General features: G+C 39.3%; 16 protein-coding genes. 8 read left to right on the forward strand and 8 right to left on the reverse strand.

Annotated features, from left to right (window positions below):
* Positions 1 to 191 precede the first annotated feature (191 nt).
* Positions 192 to 1,034 (forward strand): CvfB family protein, encoded by an 843-nt coding sequence (locus Q7657_RS15920; RefSeq protein ID WP_008986961.1) that lies wholly within the window; start codon positions 192 to 194, stop codon positions 1,032 to 1,034.
* A gap of 104 nt (positions 1,035 to 1,138) precedes the next feature.
* On the opposite strand, the gene Q7657_RS15925 is transcribed toward Q7657_RS15920, so the two are convergent.
* Entirely contained in the window at positions 1,139 to 1,372 is a 234-nt protein-coding gene (locus Q7657_RS15925) for a glutaredoxin family protein (protein ID WP_023932420.1), read from the reverse strand.
* 481 nt (positions 1,373 to 1,853) lie between these two features.
* Between Q7657_RS15925 and Q7657_RS15930 the strand changes: the two genes are divergently transcribed.
* Positions 1,854 to 3,062, forward strand: a complete 1,209-nt coding sequence (locus tag Q7657_RS15930; RefSeq protein WP_107167384.1) for a NupC/NupG family nucleoside CNT transporter — start codon at positions 1,854 to 1,856, stop codon at positions 3,060 to 3,062.
* A gap of 151 nt (positions 3,063 to 3,213) precedes the next feature.
* On the opposite strand, the gene Q7657_RS15935 is transcribed toward Q7657_RS15930, so the two are convergent.
* From Q7657_RS15935 to moeA, 3 genes are all read right to left on the reverse strand, one after another.
* Entirely contained in the window at positions 3,214 to 3,720 is a 507-nt protein-coding gene (locus tag Q7657_RS15935; RefSeq protein WP_053988116.1) for a DUF2059 domain-containing protein, read from the reverse strand.
* A 183-nt stretch (positions 3,721 to 3,903) separates the two neighbouring features.
* A complete protein-coding gene (moeB, locus tag Q7657_RS15940; RefSeq protein ID WP_107167365.1) occupies positions 3,904 to 4,674 on the reverse strand; it encodes a molybdopterin-synthase adenylyltransferase MoeB in 771 nt (256 codons plus the stop codon).
* Positions 4,675 to 4,689: 15 nt separating this feature from the next.
* Positions 4,690 to 5,925 carry a molybdopterin molybdotransferase MoeA gene (gene moeA / locus Q7657_RS15945; protein WP_107167364.1) on the reverse strand — a complete coding sequence of 412 codons (1,236 nt, stop codon included), beginning with the start codon at positions 5,923 to 5,925 and terminating at the stop codon, positions 4,690 to 4,692.
* A 302-nt stretch (positions 5,926 to 6,227) separates the two neighbouring features.
* On the opposite strand from moeA, the gene folE reads away from it, so the two are divergent.
* Together folE and Q7657_RS15955 are read left to right on the forward strand one after the other, a co-directional pair.
* A complete protein-coding gene (gene folE / locus Q7657_RS15950; RefSeq protein ID WP_023932413.1) occupies positions 6,228 to 6,881 on the forward strand; it encodes a GTP cyclohydrolase I FolE in 654 nt (217 codons plus the stop codon).
* 158 nt (positions 6,882 to 7,039) lie between these two features.
* Complete coding sequence (locus Q7657_RS15955; protein ID WP_107167363.1) at positions 7,040 to 7,987, forward strand: LysR family transcriptional regulator; 948 nt, start codon at positions 7,040 to 7,042, stop codon at positions 7,985 to 7,987.
* Between the two features lie 469 nt (positions 7,988 to 8,456).
* Here Q7657_RS15955 and Q7657_RS15960 read toward each other — a convergent pair whose 3' ends face one another.
* The gene (locus Q7657_RS15960) at positions 8,457 to 9,326 is read right to left on the reverse strand and encodes a YjjW family glycine radical enzyme activase (protein WP_181319904.1); all 870 of its coding nucleotides are present in this window, start codon (positions 9,324 to 9,326) and stop codon (positions 8,457 to 8,459) included.
* 11 nt (positions 9,327 to 9,337) lie between these two features.
* Positions 9,338 to 10,882, reverse strand: coding sequence for a YjjI family glycine radical enzyme (locus Q7657_RS15965; RefSeq protein WP_107167361.1), 1,545 nt, complete (start codon positions 10,880 to 10,882; stop codon positions 9,338 to 9,340).
* Between the two features lie 122 nt (positions 10,883 to 11,004).
* On the opposite strand from Q7657_RS15965, the gene Q7657_RS15970 reads away from it, so the two are divergent.
* From Q7657_RS15970 to Q7657_RS15980, 3 genes are all read left to right on the forward strand, one after another.
* A complete protein-coding gene (locus tag Q7657_RS15970) occupies positions 11,005 to 11,262 on the forward strand; it encodes a putative hemolysin (RefSeq protein ID WP_053988109.1) in 258 nt (85 codons plus the stop codon).
* Between the two features lie 377 nt (positions 11,263 to 11,639).
* Entirely contained in the window at positions 11,640 to 13,400 is a 1,761-nt protein-coding gene (locus tag Q7657_RS15975; RefSeq protein ID WP_107167360.1) for a L,D-transpeptidase family protein, read from the forward strand.
* 163 nt (positions 13,401 to 13,563) lie between these two features.
* Positions 13,564 to 14,292 (forward strand): HAD family hydrolase, encoded by a 729-nt coding sequence (locus Q7657_RS15980; protein WP_107167359.1) that lies wholly within the window; start codon positions 13,564 to 13,566, stop codon positions 14,290 to 14,292.
* Positions 14,293 to 14,355: 63 nt separating this feature from the next.
* On the opposite strand, the gene Q7657_RS15985 is transcribed toward Q7657_RS15980, so the two are convergent.
* On the reverse strand, positions 14,356 to 15,321 hold the full coding sequence (locus Q7657_RS15985; RefSeq protein ID WP_053988106.1) for a TerC family protein: 966 nt from the start codon (positions 15,319 to 15,321) through the stop codon (positions 14,356 to 14,358).
* Between the two features lie 804 nt (positions 15,322 to 16,125).
* Between Q7657_RS15985 and Q7657_RS15990 the strand changes: the two genes are divergently transcribed.
* Entirely contained in the window at positions 16,126 to 16,524 is a 399-nt protein-coding gene (locus Q7657_RS15990; protein ID WP_053988105.1) for a hypothetical protein, read from the forward strand.
* Between the two features lie 50 nt (positions 16,525 to 16,574).
* On the opposite strand, the gene Q7657_RS15995 is transcribed toward Q7657_RS15990, so the two are convergent.
* The gene (locus Q7657_RS15995; protein WP_107167358.1) at positions 16,575 to 17,945 is read right to left on the reverse strand and encodes an SLC13 family permease; all 1,371 of its coding nucleotides are present in this window, start codon (positions 17,943 to 17,945) and stop codon (positions 16,575 to 16,577) included.
* Positions 17,946 to 18,016 lie beyond the last annotated feature (71 nt).

Raw genomic sequence — 18,016 nt, forward strand, 5'->3', positions numbered from 1 at the left:
ATGCAGATAGGTCAGGCGTTGTGAATCAACATCACGTATAATGCAGCCATCTAAGCATAATGCGTGCATTATAGCTTATTGATTAGTTAGATATAGTTAATTAATCGTCATAGCTAGAAAATTGATTGATAAAGATATTGAACCAGCAACACCTTGTACGTGTTGTTGCCTATGCAGAGAGTACCTGATACATGATTAGAATTGGACAATACAACACACTAGAAGTCGTCAAGCTAGTAGACTTTGGCGTATTTCTTGATGGTGGTGAAGACTTCGGTAATATCCTATTACCAAAGAACTCTGTTCCAGCAGGTACTGAGTTAGGCGACAAGCTAAACGTATTTATCTACTTCGATTCAAACGATGAAATCATCGCAACAACGGATGAACCTTACGCAAAAGTGGGTGATTTCGCTAAACTGCGTGTTGTTGGTGTAACTAACATTGGTGCGTTCGTGGATTGGGGTTTAAGCAAAGATTTGCTTATTCCATTTAGTGAACAACGTCGTCGTTTAGAAGAAGGCCAAGAAGTGGTTATTCACGTTTACACCGATAAAGCATCGGGTCGTATCGTGGGTACAACCAAGTTCAACCGTTTCCTAGACAAAACACCGGCGACTTACAAAGTTGGCGAAGAAGTTAAAGTGATCATCGCTGAAATCACCGATCTTGGTTACAAGGCAGTGGTTAACGGTAAGCACTGGGGCTTATTATTCAAAACTGAATCTTTCGGTAAGCTATTTATCGGTAAAGAGCTAAAAGCTTACATTAAAGAAATTCGTCCAGATGGCAAAATCAACTTATCACTTCAGAAGAAGGGTAAAGAGCGTGTTGACGATCTAGCCGACAAGATCCTAACGTCACTAGAGCGCAAAGGCGGTTTCATTCCTGTAAGTGACAAGTCTAGCCCAGACGAGATCTTCCAAGTGTTCCGTACTAGTAAGGCGACCTTTAAGAAAACGATTGGTGGCTTGTACAAGAAAGGTCTGATCGTGATTGAGCGTGAAGGTATCCGCTTAAACGACAACGACTAATATTAGCTTGATAATCTTGAGTTAAAGAAAAACCGACACACGCTGTCGGTTTTTTTATATCTAAACGGATAGAGAAAGGGTAAACCAAGAGGGAAAATAGCAGATTAGTCTTTCGACTTTAATGCTTTTTCAAACTTAGTCATGTTCCAGCCAATTAATACCTGATCACCCACACGTAATACAGGCACAGAGCGTGCGCCTGTACTGTTAAATTCCTTTCTTCCTTTTGGGGAACTTATATCCACTAAGCGGTAGTTATAGCCCTTGCTTGCCATATATTGTTGAGCATCTTTACAGTTTGAGCAGCTTTTTTGACTGAATAAGACAATACGTTTCATTGGGTTGTTTCTTTTATTTTAATATTTGCCGTAACTCTAACATAAATGAGATGGAAGATAGTAATGACAGAACAGTAGTTACAAGCGGACTAAATTAAACAAGTTTTGAAGCCAGTTTACTTTTTCTTATCAGCAATAAAGAGGTGATACGGCAAAGGAATAGGTGAAAACCTCGTAAGTTATAGATTGTTTTGCAAATGCGTATGTCATTTTGCTTAAAATGGCAGCACTTGCGTGCTCGTTTAATATCCGTATTTTTGCGATTTTATTGCTTTAAAGCAAATTATTATTTTTATATGGAAATTATTATAGGTAATTTATTACTATCTTATTGATATTTAATGCGTGTGTTTTGTTTTTAGCTCAAATTACTTAGGTTGTAAGATTAAGTTGTAACAACTGCGCTACAAGGTGATATTGATTGGATTTTTTATGTAAATACAATGCAACCCTCTTTTGGGTAACAACAAAATTTCATTCAATGATTGCTCTATTAGGTATATTTGTTCTACTTCTTATCGCGTTTCTTATTTCAACAGATAAAAAGCGTATCCCTGTAAAGATGGTTAGCATTGCATTTGCACTGCAAGTGCTATTTGCGTTGATCGTGCTTTACATTCCTGCTGGTAAGTCAGCACTACAAGCAGTAAGTAACGGTGTTACTTATGTCACTGATTACGGTAAAGATGGCTTATCATTTTTATTCGGTGGCTTAGCAACAGGCAGTATCGGTTTTGTATTTGCTGTTAACGTACTAGGTATTATCATCTTCTTCTCTGCACTGATTTCTATGCTGTATCACGTAGGTATTATGCAGAAAGTGGTAAATGTGTTCGGTGGCGGCTTACAACGTATTCTAGGTACAGGTCGTGCAGAATCACTATCAGCAGGGGCGAACATCTTTGTTGGTATGTCAGAAGTGCCACTAGTGATCAAACCGTACCTAAAATCAATGGATGATTCTCAACTGTTTGCTGTGATGACATGTGGCTTAGCCTCGGTTGCAGGCTCTACTATGGTCGGTTACGCAGCAGTAGGTGTAGATTTGAATTACCTGATTGCAGCAGCATTTATGTCAGCACCAGCAGGCTTATTGATGTCGAAAATCATTATGCCACCAAGCGACAAAAAGCTATCTGCTGATGAAATCACTAGCGTTGAGATTCCTAAAGCAACCAACGTAGTAGAAGCGTTAGCTGATGGTGCGATGTCAGGTCTACGTATGGCTGTGACTATCGGTGCAACCTTGATTGCATTCATTAGTGTGATTGCACTGTTTAATGGTCTATTAGGTGATATCGGTGAGTTCTTTGGCATTCAAGGTTTAACATTCCAAATGCTAATTGGTTACCTGTTTGCACCTGTTGCATTATTGCTGGGTATTCCAATGAGTGAGGCGGTAACGGCTGGCTCATTGATTGGTCAGAAAGTTGTAATGAACGAATTTGTAGCTTTCATTGACATGATGAAAGTAAAAGATGCGCTATCACCACATTCATTAGCTGTTGTTACTTTTGCACTGTGTGGTTTTGCTAACATCACGACACTAGCAATTCTAATTGGTGGTATGGGAAGCCTAATTCCTGAGCGCCGTCCATTCATTGCGAAATACGGTATCCGTGCCGTTGCTGCTGGTGTACTAGCAAACCTAATGAGCGCAGCGATCGTTAGCATTATCTTGTTAATGTAATAACGTTTCACTGAACATAAAAAAGAAAGCCGACTGAGCACTTAGTGACAGTCGGCTTTTTGCTATTTAGATTTCGCCAGATTTTATTTTAGATTGAGCTTGCGAGACCGTTTCTTTACCAAATAACAGCTCTAACATGGTATTGATAAGATTACTTAATACCTTCTTCTTTAAATCGTTTGGTTATACGTTGTTGAATTTTAGGACCCAGTTTCTTACCAAATTCCTGTCCAACTAACATGCCTTCTTGATTGATAAGTGGCATTACTCGAATTAACTTTTTACCAAATTCTGTATCGTTAATTTCAATCATTTTTCGCAGTTCATCTTCTGTAAAATGCTTACTGTAGATTGGGTACATCATGGTTCTAAAACTGTCGTTAATGACAAACTCCTCATCCATGATGGTGCTGATCTCTTCCTCTACAATATCAAACGCTTTGGGATTAATGTCGGGCTTAGATTGTTTTAAGATCACCGTCATTTGTTGAGTAAACAGATCGGAGTATTGCTTACCAACAGCAACGGCTGATTGTCCTGTTTGCGCGAGTAGCTTATCAATCAGTAGCTTTTTCGATACTGGAATGTCGTCTGTGGTAGCGGAGACATTAAATGACAGCGCAAGTAAGGTTGCTGCTATGATCTTTTTACTAAACATGTTCATCCCTTGATTTCTATTTGAATTAGGATGTTGTAGCAAAAAAACACTCGAGATATAAATTTGGGACTGAGTTGTGTGAATCAGATCGGCTGGGGATGTAAAGTGCGGGTAGGTAAGTGGTGACGAATAAAAAGAATGACCGCTGTATATACTACTTAGTCGTATATACAGCGGGAAATATCAGTTAGCGCAAACAGAACAACTTGGTTGCTTCATTAGCTTCATTTCACGCCAGCTCATTGATAACGCATCTAGCATTAACAGTTTGCCTGTGAGTGGTGTACCCATGTTAGCTATGACTTTAATTGCTTCCATCGCTTGTACTGCACCAACAATACCAACTACTGGTGACATAATGCCAGCTTCAACACAGCTTAAGGTTTGTTGACCAAATAGGGCACTTAAACACTGATAACAAGGCTCGTTATCTTGGTACGCATATACACTGATTTGACCTTCCATACGGATCGCAGCACCAGAGATCAGTGGTGTTTTGGTTTTAAAACATAGGCGGTTAAGTTGATTACGGGTATCAACGTTATCGCTACAATCCAAAACAATATCGTGGCTTTCAATCAGTGGCAGCAGTTCTTCATCAGATAAGCGTTTAGCAATGGTATCAACCGAAATATAAGGGTTGATACGGCATAATGCTGCTTTGGCTGAATCGACCTTTAACATGCCAACGGTCGCATCGTGATGAAGCACTTGGCGTTGAAGGTTTGAAACCTCAACCTTGTCATCATCAATTAAGGTTAATTTACCTACACCAGCGGCTGCTAAATATTGGGTTGAAGCACAACCTAAGCCGCCAGCACCAAGTACCAACATCGATGAGGCTTTTAACGCTTCTTGGCCGTCAAAATCAAACTGACGCAAAATGATCTGGCGGTTATAACGCAGCATTTCATCATCAGTCAGTTCAACGTTATTCGTATTATCTGTTGTCATCTGAAATACCGCTTCTTAGTACAGCGTGTGGTTGAAGATTTCGATAGTCACATCTTCACCTGCTTGTACACGACCACGTTCTTGCTCTAATACCACAAAACAGTTTGCTAGGTGCATGGAACTAAACGCACCAGAGCCTTGATTACCTGTAGTAGCCACTTCAAATTGACCTTCAGCGTTAATGCTGTAAATACCACGTTGGAAATCAGTACGACCCGGACGTTTCTTAAATAGGGTAGTCGCTTTGGCTTTTACACGTACTGGTGGTTGGTATTGGCTGTTACCAGCAAGTTTTGCCAACATTGGCTGTACTAATTGATATAACGTTAGCATTGCAGAGACAGGGTTGCCCGGTAGACCACAGAACCATGCGTTGTTGATTTTACCAAACGCAAAAGGTTTACCCGGTTTCATCGCAATCTTCCAGAAACCGATTTGACCTTCTTGATCTAAAATATCTTTGGTGTAATCCGCTTCACCTACGCTCACGCCACCAGAAGTGATTAATACATCAGCTTCTGTTGAACCTTTAAGGAAAGCGTCACGCAGTTTTTCAGGGCAATCAGGAATAATGCCAAGATCGAGTACTTCACAGCCGAACTTTTCCAATAGCGCACGAATACCGTAACGGTTGCTGTCGTAGATCTGACCTGCTTCTAATGTTTCACCAACAGGACGTAATTCATCACCTGTTGAGAAGAACGCCACTTTTGGTCGGTGAAATGCTTCAACGTGTGCAATACCCAATGATGCTAACAGCGGCATTTCACGAGCAGTTAAACGTGTACCTGTTACTAGCACTGTTTCACCAAGGCTGACATCGTCACCAATAGGGCGTACGTTATCGTTCGCTTTTGGTTTGATATTAAACGTGACGTTATCGCCATCAACAGCCGTTTCTTCTTGCATAATCACGGTATCAGTACCTGCTGGCATTTCAGCACCGGTCATAATACGAATACATTGGCCAGCTTGGCATTCACCTTCAAATGGAATACCTGCAAAAGATTTACCTGCTAACACTAGCGTATCTGTGCTTGCTAAATCTTCAGCACGTAGGGCGTAACCATCCATTGCGGAGTTAGCGAAAGGCGGCACATTAATTGGTGAAAGAATATCTTGTGCTAGCACTAATCCCATCGCATCTGCTAATGCAACCGTTGACGTTTTAGTTAAAGGTGAAACTTGCTCAAGAATGTTATTAATTGCAGTTTCAACGGGCATAAGGCCTGGTACGTCGCAGCATCCCATAGTGGTATCCATCTTTTTATAGTTGAATCATAGTGGCTCTGGATTACTATCAATAGTCATAGATAGAAATATTAATAATACTTCAGAGCCCAGAGAAAATAGTATCTTTCATTATATTACCCTTTCTTACTAAGGGCTGTAAGAGATTGATTATGCCAAAATTAGACCAATTGGACTAATCCCTATTAAATGGGAGGTGTAATTATTTCCATTTGGGGGTATTCTTCGTATGTTTTTAGCGCTGGCGAGCGAAAACAGGCTTGTTTTATGGCATTTCAGCCTGTGCCAGTTGGAGGAAAAGAATGACAGCATTAAGTGAATCTGCAGTACTAGTCCGTGATGCATTAGCAGCCCGTGGTCTTGAAACCCCAATGGTTGAACAGGTTGTTAGCCGCGAAGAGAAAAAAGAAAAGATTGAATACCACATGCGTGAGATCTTATCGTTACTCGCACTAGATCTGACGGATGATAGCTTGGTTGAAACCCCGCACCGTATTGCGAAAATGTACGTTGATGAAGTGTTTTCTGGCCTAGATTACGCAAACTTTCCAAAAATCACGGTTATTGAAAATAAAATGAACTGTGATGAGATGGTGCGTGTTAAAGATATTACGCTAACCAGTACTTGTGAACACCACTTAGTAACTATAGATGGTAAAGCAACCGTTGCTTATATTCCTCGTGGTAAGATCATCGGTCTATCTAAAATCAACCGTATTGTTCGCTTCTTTGCGCAGCGTCCACAGGTTCAAGAGCGTTTAACACAGCAAGTATTAGTTGCGTTGCAAACCTTACTTGAAAGCGATGACGTTGCTGTCACCATTGATGCAACGCATTACTGCGTGAAAGCGCGCGGTGTTATGGATGCAACCAGTGTAACAACAACGACGGCACTGGGTGGTATTTTTAAGAAGAACCCAGCGACACGTGCTGAGTTTTTAAATGGAATTCGTTAATTACTAATTTGAAATGAATGAGTTGTTGAATTTTAAAACAAAAATAGACAATTTTATTAGTAATTAAGTAAAAATGCTGGTCGATGATTGACTGGCATTTTTTTTATCTCATACTGAGGCTGCCGTCATCTTTTTGACTTGATTAATAAAGGTCGCACATGGATTTAATTAAGCTTTCCCGTATTAGCATGAAACATTTAATCACCTTACATGTGATGCTAGATACTTTAAGTGTGACAGCCTGTGCAGAGCGACTCTGTGTCAGCCCATCTTCGGTGAGTAAAACTCTAAGTCAATTGCGTGATAACTTAAATGATGAGTTATTTTATCGTCATGGTAATAAGTTGATCTCAACGCCATTAGCACGTCGGTTAGGCCCAACGGTGCATCAAATGATCAGTGATATGAACCAGATCATGACTAAAGAAGCGTTTCAGCCTGAAGACTATGAGGGGAGTTTTTCACTGGCGATGCGTGAAAGTACCTTTGAGCTCATTGCTCGCGGTTTGCATTCCCATGTTTTAAAACAAGCACCAAATGTACGATTAGATATTTGGTCTAAAGACAGCATTGGTTTTGATGGCTTAACGAAAGGGATGCTGGATTTTGTGATTCTTCCCCATGATTTAAGCCAGCCGCCGTTAATGCAAAATAATTTGGTATGGCAAACCCTGTTTACTGATGAAATGATTTGTTTGATGGCACACGATCATCCGTTGGTGGATAAAGAGCTAACGGTAGAAGATTACTTAAATTGTGGTCATATCGGGATTTTAGATAGCGACTTGAGTGTGCCATTTTTTGAAATGCAATTAGCTCAACAACATAGAAAACGTAAAGTTGTTGTCAATGTGGCTGACTTTGGTGGGGCAGCAACTATGTGCCATAACAGTGATTTATTGTTTACTTGTTCCCACCGTTGGGCAAATACGGCATTGCAATCGAAAGCACTGATTCAAAAAACGTTACCATTTAACTATGGCAAAGTAGCATATAGCCTTGTTTGGCATCAGCCGAGTATGAATGATCCTGCTGTGCGTTGGCTGCATCAACAGATCCTCGACTTTTGTGGTGTAGTACCTGATGTGGAAATGAACACGCAATAAGCTTACGAAGTTATCACGCTCTACTGACAATCACTTTTTTGCGGTCATTATCCTTTAGCAAATCGCAAGGAGGAAATAACCGTGAAGGGATTGAGTTTCTTACTGTTAATAGGGCTGATAACAAGCACGAATAGTTACGCAATATCAAAATTCACATTTGCCCAGCAGACATGGATGAACCGATCATTGTTTTGTTTACAGCAAATAAATGGTTATCTTGAAGGTAAGGAAAGGTTAGATCCTATGGTGGCATACGCGGTGCGTGATTTTGATAAAGAGCGGCAAAATATCATGTTATTGCGGAAAATTTTGCATACACCTTCCGCTGAATCCCTTCGGCAATATTGTGAATACCATCAGCAGGTAGATTATCCATCGTCTTAATCGCTGATAATTTAGTATGTTGCTGTATATAAAAAGTCGCAGTATGAGGCTATCCATACCGCGACTCTCGAAAAGACAATTGTTATTAGTACATCGCAGGTAATACGATATTTTTTACTCCGTGTTGTGCTAACTTATTGTGGAAATTATCGATTTCTTCTTTGCTACATTCATCCCAGCTAAGTGCCTCACCTGTAACACCATGGTGTCTAAATGCGTTAAGCTTTATTTTTACGCTGCCCGAAAATGGGCGTAAGTAATGAGACACTTGCTCGATATGTTCGAGGAAATCCGTTTTATCTGGAATATGAAGCAACCTTATCTCATGTAATTTATTATGAGAATGCAGGAAGTTGATGGCTTCAAATACACGATGGTTACTTCTGTTCGTTAACCAATGATGGGTTTCATCATGCCATGCTTTGAGATCAATCATCGCCCCATCTAAATAAGGTAATAAGTGTTTCCAGCCAGTTGTGCCTAAACTACCATTACTGTCGATCATACAGGTTAAGTGTTTTAATGAAGCTGTAGTTTTAACCAATCTAAACAGTGCGACAATAAAGGGTAAGTTCAGCGATGCTTCACCACCTGAGACCGTAATACCATTAATGAAAAGTCGATTTTCTTGGATCTTTTCAATTAGCTGCGAAACTGAAATAGATTCTGTTTTAGGGCTTGCTTGTTTAGGGCATACCTCAATGCATTTATCGCATTCTGTACATGCTGCTTTATTCCAGATCACTTTCGGTTTGTTATCAATGTACTTTGTTTGAAGTGCCTGTGTAGGGCAGTGTTCTACACAGGCAGTACAATGATTACATACCCCAATGGTTTGAGGATTATGACAGTTTTTACAGTTGTAATTACATCCTTGAAAAAAGATAACCATTCGGTTGCCAGGTCCATCTACGCATGAAAAATTTAGAATTTTACTGATAGAGGCTGAAATCATTGTTTAAACTCTTACTTATTACCGACTAGTTGTTCAAATTTCGGCATTTGCTCGTGGCTTAATACCCTTGGCAGGCGCTGTAAAATGGCGGTTTGCTCACTGGCTTCTGAACCTAACCATGTGGTGTTGGTTCGTGAGCCTTGTTGTTTAAGTTTGGCGACATCTGAAAGTTTGATCATATAGCCTGTCACACGTACTAAATCATTGGAATGCACGTTGGCCGTAAACTCTCTAAAGCCCATATTTAATGCACCTTGGCATAATGCAACCATGGCTTGCGGGTTTTGTTTTACTGTTTCATCAATGGTCAGAATGTCACTGATCCCTGATAGGTAGTATTTATGGTGTGCTGCCAGTGCTTTTACGTGAGTGACTGGATCAGGCTCACTGCCATAAGGGATACGAATACCTGGGGTCACGTCTTGATCGCAGCTAATTCCACCTTGTGAATGCAGTAATGCACGTTGTTTATAACCGTATTTCACTGGTGTATTCGTCACAATGTCACTTAGTAATTCGGTAATTGCTAATGCTAACGTGTTTGCTGCTGCACTATGACCATATTGTTCAGTTGAACCTGACTTTTCTAATAGCAGGTTAACGGCTTCAGCCATGCCATAAATACCAAACATTGGAGCAAAACGGGCTTCTTCAATTAAACCTTCTTGTACTAAGAAGCTATTAAAGAAATTCGATTCTTCATGTAAGAAAGCTGAACGAGCGTCAATAAGGCCAAAGGTTAATTGGCAGTAGTGAGGCAGCACTTGCGTTAAGAAATCATCTACATCCAATGCTTTTTTCGCTGCTTCTTTTAAATTCAAACGTACTAATGTATTCGCGCCACCAGCAAGAGGAAGTGAGTTATAACAACTCACAATGCCAAACCCTTGCTCACCAAAGGTATCTTTAAACATTGGATAATTTGCAATGTGTGGCTTGCTGCATTCACAAATGTTTTTACAAGCTTGCTCTAGTAATGATGCAGGTGTGATGTCTGCGTCATACATAAAGGTCAAATTTGGTGCGACTTGTTTAAGTTCAGCATCAATTTTTAAAATTGTACGACAGATAATATTGTCAGTAGGACCAATATTGGCATGCATGAAGGCATCAGGTAGGGTGCGATCAAGCATGATCCAGAAGTTTCTTAATTTCTTATAAATGCTTGCTTCATCTTCATTGTTAACAAATGGTAACAATAAATCATCAAGCTGCCCGATATAGACAGGATAATTAGTGACTGACGGAACATGGTGATAAATAATTGTCAGTGCATTTAATGCGTCGTCCAAATCTTTTGCAGGCTCTAGCTCTAAATAGCTCGAACCATGCTGAAGGTATTTTGCATAGTCTGGTAGCACGTAACGAGGTTTGAAAGGAGCGTTACTTTCAAACATGTCACAGATAATGCCTTCATCTTTAGCTAGCAAAATTTCGTCACTTACAGACATATAGTCTACAATTGCTTCAGCTTCTAAGGAGAGAAACAGGTTTTTTTGTTTAGGACTCAATGTAGGTGAAGTAATAATCTGTTTGATTTTTAATTGTGATGACATTGCTCGTAACCGTACTTGTTATTGTATGGCGGCACTTTAGTCGAGATATGTTATTTCCAGAAGTGAAAAAGAATTAATATAGCTTTTCCAAAAAGGAAAACATAAGTAGAAGGATAATTAGTATGAAAAAGTGGGCATTATTATTATCAGTTGTTGGTATGACGGCAGCGTTAGCTGGCTGTAATAAAGAAGAACCAAAACAGCCGGAGCAACCAAAAAAAGAAGCCGTTGGTATGGCGAATCCAGCTTCTGTTTACTGTGAAAAGCAGGGTGGCAAACTTGAGATTAAAAAAGAAGAAAAAGGTGAGGTAGGGTATTGTCATCTTGCTGATGGTAAAGTGGTTGAAGAGTGGGAATACTACCGCGAAAACAACAAGTAAGTTCGTTTTTTGAACAATGCTGAAAGTAAGCTCTCGATAAAACGTCGAATAACTCGCAGTATTTAATATTTTAGATAAATGGTGTTTTTATGAACACCATTTTTAATCGTTATGTTTTATCTTTAAAAATCAATGTTTTATTTTTTATGATTTGAGCTCATTCAACATAAAAAATCTTGATACGGGATAATTAATATTTAAAGTTGCGTTATTTGAATTGTATCGAAATCAAAAATTTGTCTAAATATACAGTTATCGGCTTTATTAAAGACGATATCGTTTATGTACCGTATGTATGAGCGTTACTTGTCAATGTGCGTTTGGTTATTGAAATACGGATATCAGTCTTCTTTTATTAGATAAGGATCGCTTTGAAGATGTTAAATCCTCAGCGTGTTGGCACTCAACGCTTAAGTAAGCTTCTTGCTTTATCTCTGATTCTTCCAGGTAGTGCATATGCAGTTGAATTGGCAACACCTGTAGCACCACATAACTATGTTCAAGTTACTGGACCAGAAGCAGACTCAGTAGTACTTCCTCCTGTAAATGATAGAGAGGCTCCTGTTAGTGCAGGCACTGTTGATTGGTCTTCTTTGAATAACCAAAGTGTATTAAGTACAAGAACGCTATGTGCTGATGCGGTAAGCAAAGTGTGTTTCAAGCCACAAATTGAGCAAGCTTATGCTGAAAATAAGTTCTACCCAATTTGGCATGATAAAGCGCTACGCGATGAATTTGAGCTACAACTAAAAGCGGTTGCTGATACAAAGATGCTACCTGGTTTAGCACAGCGTATCTCTGAAATGGATAAGCTAGAAAGCGAGCATAACGATCAAGCTTACGATCTGTTAGCGACTGATACTTACTATGTGTATCGTGCATTTCAAAACTACATTGCGACCCACCGTAATGTATTGTTCCTATCAAAACCTGTGCAAATGAGCAGGGTGATGACAGATTACGCAACAGGCGTAGATGCTTACCCAATGTCTATGGGTAAGCTTGAACAATTCCGTCCTGGTTACATTTCATTTAAACCAACGATGGAAATGATCGCTAAGTTCCAAAGCCTTCCTGCACATACATTAAAAGCATCTGACTTTACTCGAGTTTACCGTAAAGGTGACACAATGCCTCATGGTCACGAGTTGGTGAAAGTGCTTTATACGTTAGGTGATATGGATCAAGCGCACTATGAACACTTATCTCATCAAGCGAAAATCACCAATACTGGGGCTGTTTTTGAAAGCTTAAAGGCATTCCAAAAGCGTCACGGTTTAGCAAGTGATGGTATTATTGGTTCTGCAACTGTTCAGCAGTTAGTGATGCCATATAACGAGATCGCTCGTCGATTAGCTTTAAACACATTACGTGTGGCGACGTTAAACAAACATGTAGAAGGTCGTCCTCATATTTGGGTAAACATTCCTAACTACAAGCTAGAAGTGTACGATAAAGGCAACGTTGTATTTGAATCTAAAGTGATTGTTGGTCGTGACACTCGCCCAACAAACTTATTCTCATCTTCAATCACAACGATGGTGGTGAACCCTTACTGGAACGTACCAATTACGATCAAACAGCATGATGTGATCCCTAAGGTTAAACGTAATATTAGTTATTTAAAGCAGCATAATATGCAGATCTTAAATAGCTGGCGTGATCGCACAGTGATTAATCCAACTAGCATTAATTGGTTAGCAGTTAATCCAAAAACGTTCCCACATGAGTTCCAGCAAGGCCCTGGTCCACACAACTCATTAGGTCGTGTTAAGTTCTTAATGCCTAACGATTACGCTATTTTCCTACATGATACGCCAGCTCGTGGTCTATTTAGTAAAACTAAGCGTGATTTAAGCTCTGGCTGTGTGCGTGTTGAGCGAGCTTATGACTTAGCAAACTATGTGATTGACTACCAAAACCGTGGCAATATTCCACCGTTTAAGAAAATGCTAGATGCAGAAAAACAAAAGACGATCAGCTTATCTAAGCGCATTGATGTAGATTTTGTTTATCTAACAGCTTGGGTTGATCATGATGGTATGGTGCAAATGCGCGAAGATATTTACGGTTATGATTCACCAAGCCCAAAACCAATTAAAAACAAATTCATCACAATGAAAGACTTTAAACATTAATTTGTTGAAGTAGTAAGAAGCCAGCACTAGATTGCTGGCTTTTTTGTATACAAAATCAGTGATATTCGTCAATCCGCGTAATTTATTTTACGTTTAAACTATTTATCATAAGGTTTGCTAGGTACTATTGAGCTGCCTGTAATCGATAACAAAGAAGGTGAATGTGTTAAAAGCTATTTTTCTTGATATGGATGAAACTTTATGTGCCACTTCTTTGGCTGATAAACATGCCGTAGCACAATTAAAGTTATATGTTGCGGATTTATACCCACAGTTAGATGCTGATCTTTTCTTAGAACGTTACGTTGCAGGGGTATATAAAAAGTTAAATGATGAATTACCGCAGCTAGTTCCGCTTTTAAATGATGAATTGTATTTCCGTCAGAATTTGATCATTGTATTGTTTAAAGAGCAGGGTATTGATTTACCTTTTGACTCTGCTGTTGCGATCCAAGCGTGTTTTGATGAGACAAGAATGGCAGGGTTTGATTTCTTCCCTGGTATGAAAGACGCGCTGGTGGCACTACGTAAAACATATAAGCTGGTAGTGATCACTAATGGTCCAGTGTTCTCGCAGCATCCTAAGCTAGCGACGACAGAAATGCAGCAGTATGTCGATCATATCATTGTGGGTGGGGAAGAGCCTGAAGAGAAACCGGCATTAAGTATTTTTGAGAAAGCGCTAGACTTAGTGGGATGTAAACCTCATGAAGCGATCCATATGGGCGACTCATTAGCCGCTGACATTGCCGGTGCAAATAATGCAGGTATTAAGAGTATTTGGGTTGATACGCAAAAAGAAGCGGATCACCAGCAGCTAACTTACGTTAAGCCTGATTTTATTGTTAGTAACCCTGTTGAGTTAACAGAGATTGTTGCTTCATTAGCTTAATTCAGCGTTCAGCCTAGAGATACAAAAACGCCACAGTGAACTGTGGCGTTTTTTTATGGCTGATTAGTTTTGATGATCAGCACTTGGTTCTTCATCATTACGTGTTTTCCATAATGATGCACCAATAGCGATTGAGATAGTCAGAACAATCACACATAGTGAAACCGCTGTTGGGATCGCCCATGCAGTGCCTACCAATAGCATTTTCAAACCAATGAAGCTTAGAATGAATGCTAGTGCTACACGTAGGTAGCAGAAGCGCGTTAGCATACCTTCAAGAACGAAGTACAGTGAACGTAAGCCAAGTAGGGCAAACACGTTAGCTGTAAATACTAAGAACGGTTCACGAGTAACTGCAAAGATTGCTGGGATAGAGTCTAAAGCAAACATTACGTCGGTTAATGCAATAACAGCAACAACAACTAATAGTGGTGTTGCTAACCAGCCTTTATCACTTTTCACGAACATTTTATGATCGTGGTAATCATCAGTGACCTTGAAGAAACGCTTAACGATACGTACAGGAAGTGCATCAGAGAAATCTTCTTGCTCTTCTTCGTCTTCTTTCCATAGTTTAAAGCCAGTGTATAAAAGGAATGCTGCGAAGATGTACATCACCCAGTGGAAGTCTTCAAGTAGCTGTGCACCCACAGCAATCATACCGCCACGAAGCAATAGCGCACCAACAACACCCAGCATTAATACGCGTGGACGTAGACGCTCTGGTACCATGAATTGACCAAAGATCAGCGCAAATACAAATAAGTTATCAACACTTAATGATTTCTCTAATAGATAACCCGTTACAAAAGCGGTTGCCGCTTTAGTGTTGCTGTAAGTGCTTTCTGGCGCCATTAATTGCCAGTTGAAGTAAATAAACACAGCAAATAAGAAGGCGAGTAGAACCCAAAATACACTCCAAATTGCTGCTTTCTTTATTGATACTTTGCCGCCACGGGTTTGATATAGATCTAATGCAAACATTAACACTGTTAAAACAGCGAACCCTTCGTAACTAAAAAGGCTCATAGAATTTCTCCTAAAAATCGACCTTGGGTAATAACCTTTGCAGTACAACACAAACTGTATTGGTGATTTATGAATATGATCGATACACCAATAGCAAGAGGATGATATAGCTTTACAACAAAGGTTATCGCATAGGGATTAAAAACGCGGAAGGCATGGTAAAAGGGTGTTTCACAATAAACCTCACGCGCATTAAAAAACTCAAGCAAGGTGCTTGAGTCTATTTACACTTACAGTGCAAGCGATAATGGCATTGGTCTCGTCAAAATGGTGCATTGAATATAAATACAAATCCATTCACGGCTGCCGGAAGCGTTGACTTCGAGATGACGACAGGCGAACAATTGTGACTACTCCCCAAAACGTGGCAATTCTAGACCTCTAGAGACAAACTTTCCAGTCGTTTTTTTAAAATAATACTTTCTAAAGCAGTTATATATAAATACAACGTTTTTAATTTATTTTATGTTATTAATAAATTTATAAATGCGTTTTATTCTTAATAAATAGAGCAGATTGCGAAAAATTGTTTAAGGGATATTTTTGATTGTTAAAACGGGAGAGTTTCCTTGCTAGGAATAAAACTATATAAGTTATGCATAATAGCAATTTTACGTGATAAATATTGGTTTTAATTCTGTTAATTAATTGTTTTTTATCTGTTTTTTGTAATGTTAAAACAGAAAAATGGTGTGACATTCTTCACAAATGCAATTGCGATTATTTAGCTTGATAGAAAACTAGACGTATAGTCGTAACGACAAGGATTAATGATTGATGTTACGTTCCTACCTAAGGATAGTTATGGAAACAGTACTTAATACATCAGAGCAAGAACTAATCATATTTGATTATACGCATTTTCTCTCTCTTCTATGCCGCCAGAAATGGACGTTTATTGATTTTATTCAAAGCCTTGTGCCGTCTTTTGAGATGAATATCACTACCAATATTTCATCGAAAATAAGCCCAGCAGAAAAGCTACATAAAGAAGCGTTAAAGGTACTTTCAAGTAGCGCAAGTGATACACAGAATATTATTCGTTTATTATTTTTATCACGAAATGAAGGTATCCAATGTTTTGTGCTGCTATTACCATTCGCCTTGGAATCTGAGCAGATCAATTTAATTGAAAGAAAAGGGAAATGTACAATAGAAAAACAAAATGAAAATGGAGAAAGATTACTCATTAAACTTGAATGAGTGTATTTACAAAGAAGGTGCAAGAATACACCTTCTTTGCTCACAATTAATTACCAGAATAGCCAAGCAAACAGTGTTAAGAACACAATACATAGAATATTTAAGTAAATACCAATTCGCATCATTTCCTGCTGCTTGATATGTCCGGTACTAAATACGATCGCATTTGGTGGTGTCGCAACGGGTAGCATAAATGCACACGATGCCGCGATTGCAATTAATGCCGATAAAATCACAGGCGATACTCCTAGCGCTTCTGCAACGGTTGCAAAAACAGGAATAAGTAGCGCAGCACTTGCGGTGTTACTAGCAAACTCAGTTAAGAAAACCACAAAGATAGCTACTATAAAGATAGTCAGCAATAACCCTGCTTGGTTGAGAAATCCACTCAGTTCTTGAGCGAGAAAAACACTGGTGCCTGTCGCTTTTAATACGTTACTTAAACAAATACCCCCACCAAATAAGATAAGTACACCCCAGTCGGTTGATTTTTGAATATCTTTCCATTCCACGACTCGTGAAGCACACAATAATACAATGGCACTTAGCGCAACAACGCTGTCAAACTTTGCAAAGCCACCTAAATAAGCATTAATTGGTTTACTGAAGATCCAACATGTAACGGTCAATAAAAAGATAGCGAGTGTAAGTAGTTTGCCGTTTGTCCATGTAATAGGGGTATGATCGATTTCAAACTGATGGTCTAGGTTGGGTTTTAATAATACATATAATAATCCAACGGTAAGAGGTAACAGTAGTAAGCTAACAGGTACACCAAATGCCATCCATTCAGTAAAGTTAAGTCCAGCTTCTGCTGCTGCAATTGCATTGGGTGGACTACCGACAATCGTTGCAATACCGCCAATACTGGCACAGTAAGCAATACCCAATAAGGTAAAGACATAAGTACTATGTCCTGTTTTATTGTTTACTTTACTTAATACGCCAAGCACTAATGGCAACATCATCGCTGTTGTGGCGGTATTGCTGATCCACATTGAAAGGCCAGCAGTAACACCAAATAACATTAAGACTGCAACTGACATTTTTCCTTTAGCTGCAACTAGTACTTTATCTGCAATTACTTGATCTAATTGTTGTTTATGCAGAGCTGCAGCGAGTGCAAATCCACCTAAAAATAGAAAAATAATAGGGTTAGAGAAATTCGCTAATGCTTGCGGTGTTTTAAAAATACCAAAAAATATCGCGAGTAATGGAACAAGAATGGCGGTTACGCTGACGTGCAATGCTTCAGTTAACCAAAGTACGGCGATAAAGCTCAGAATACTGAGCCCGAGATTGATATTTTCCTCAAAAGGTAGGGTGTTAAGTAGGGTAGCAAACAAGAGTATGTCTGCGATGATAATGAGACTGTTACGATTTAAGAGCCATTGCCTTATTGTTATTGTTAGTGCAGTCATAGCCTTTCTCCGATAGTAAAAAGCATTTTAAAATGAGCATCAAATTGCGTAAACACTATAAGAGTAAGTGG

The sequence above is a fragment of the Candidatus Photobacterium acropomis genome, from assembly GCF_030685555.1.
Lineage (GTDB): Bacteria > Pseudomonadota > Gammaproteobacteria > Enterobacterales > Vibrionaceae > Photobacterium > Photobacterium lucens.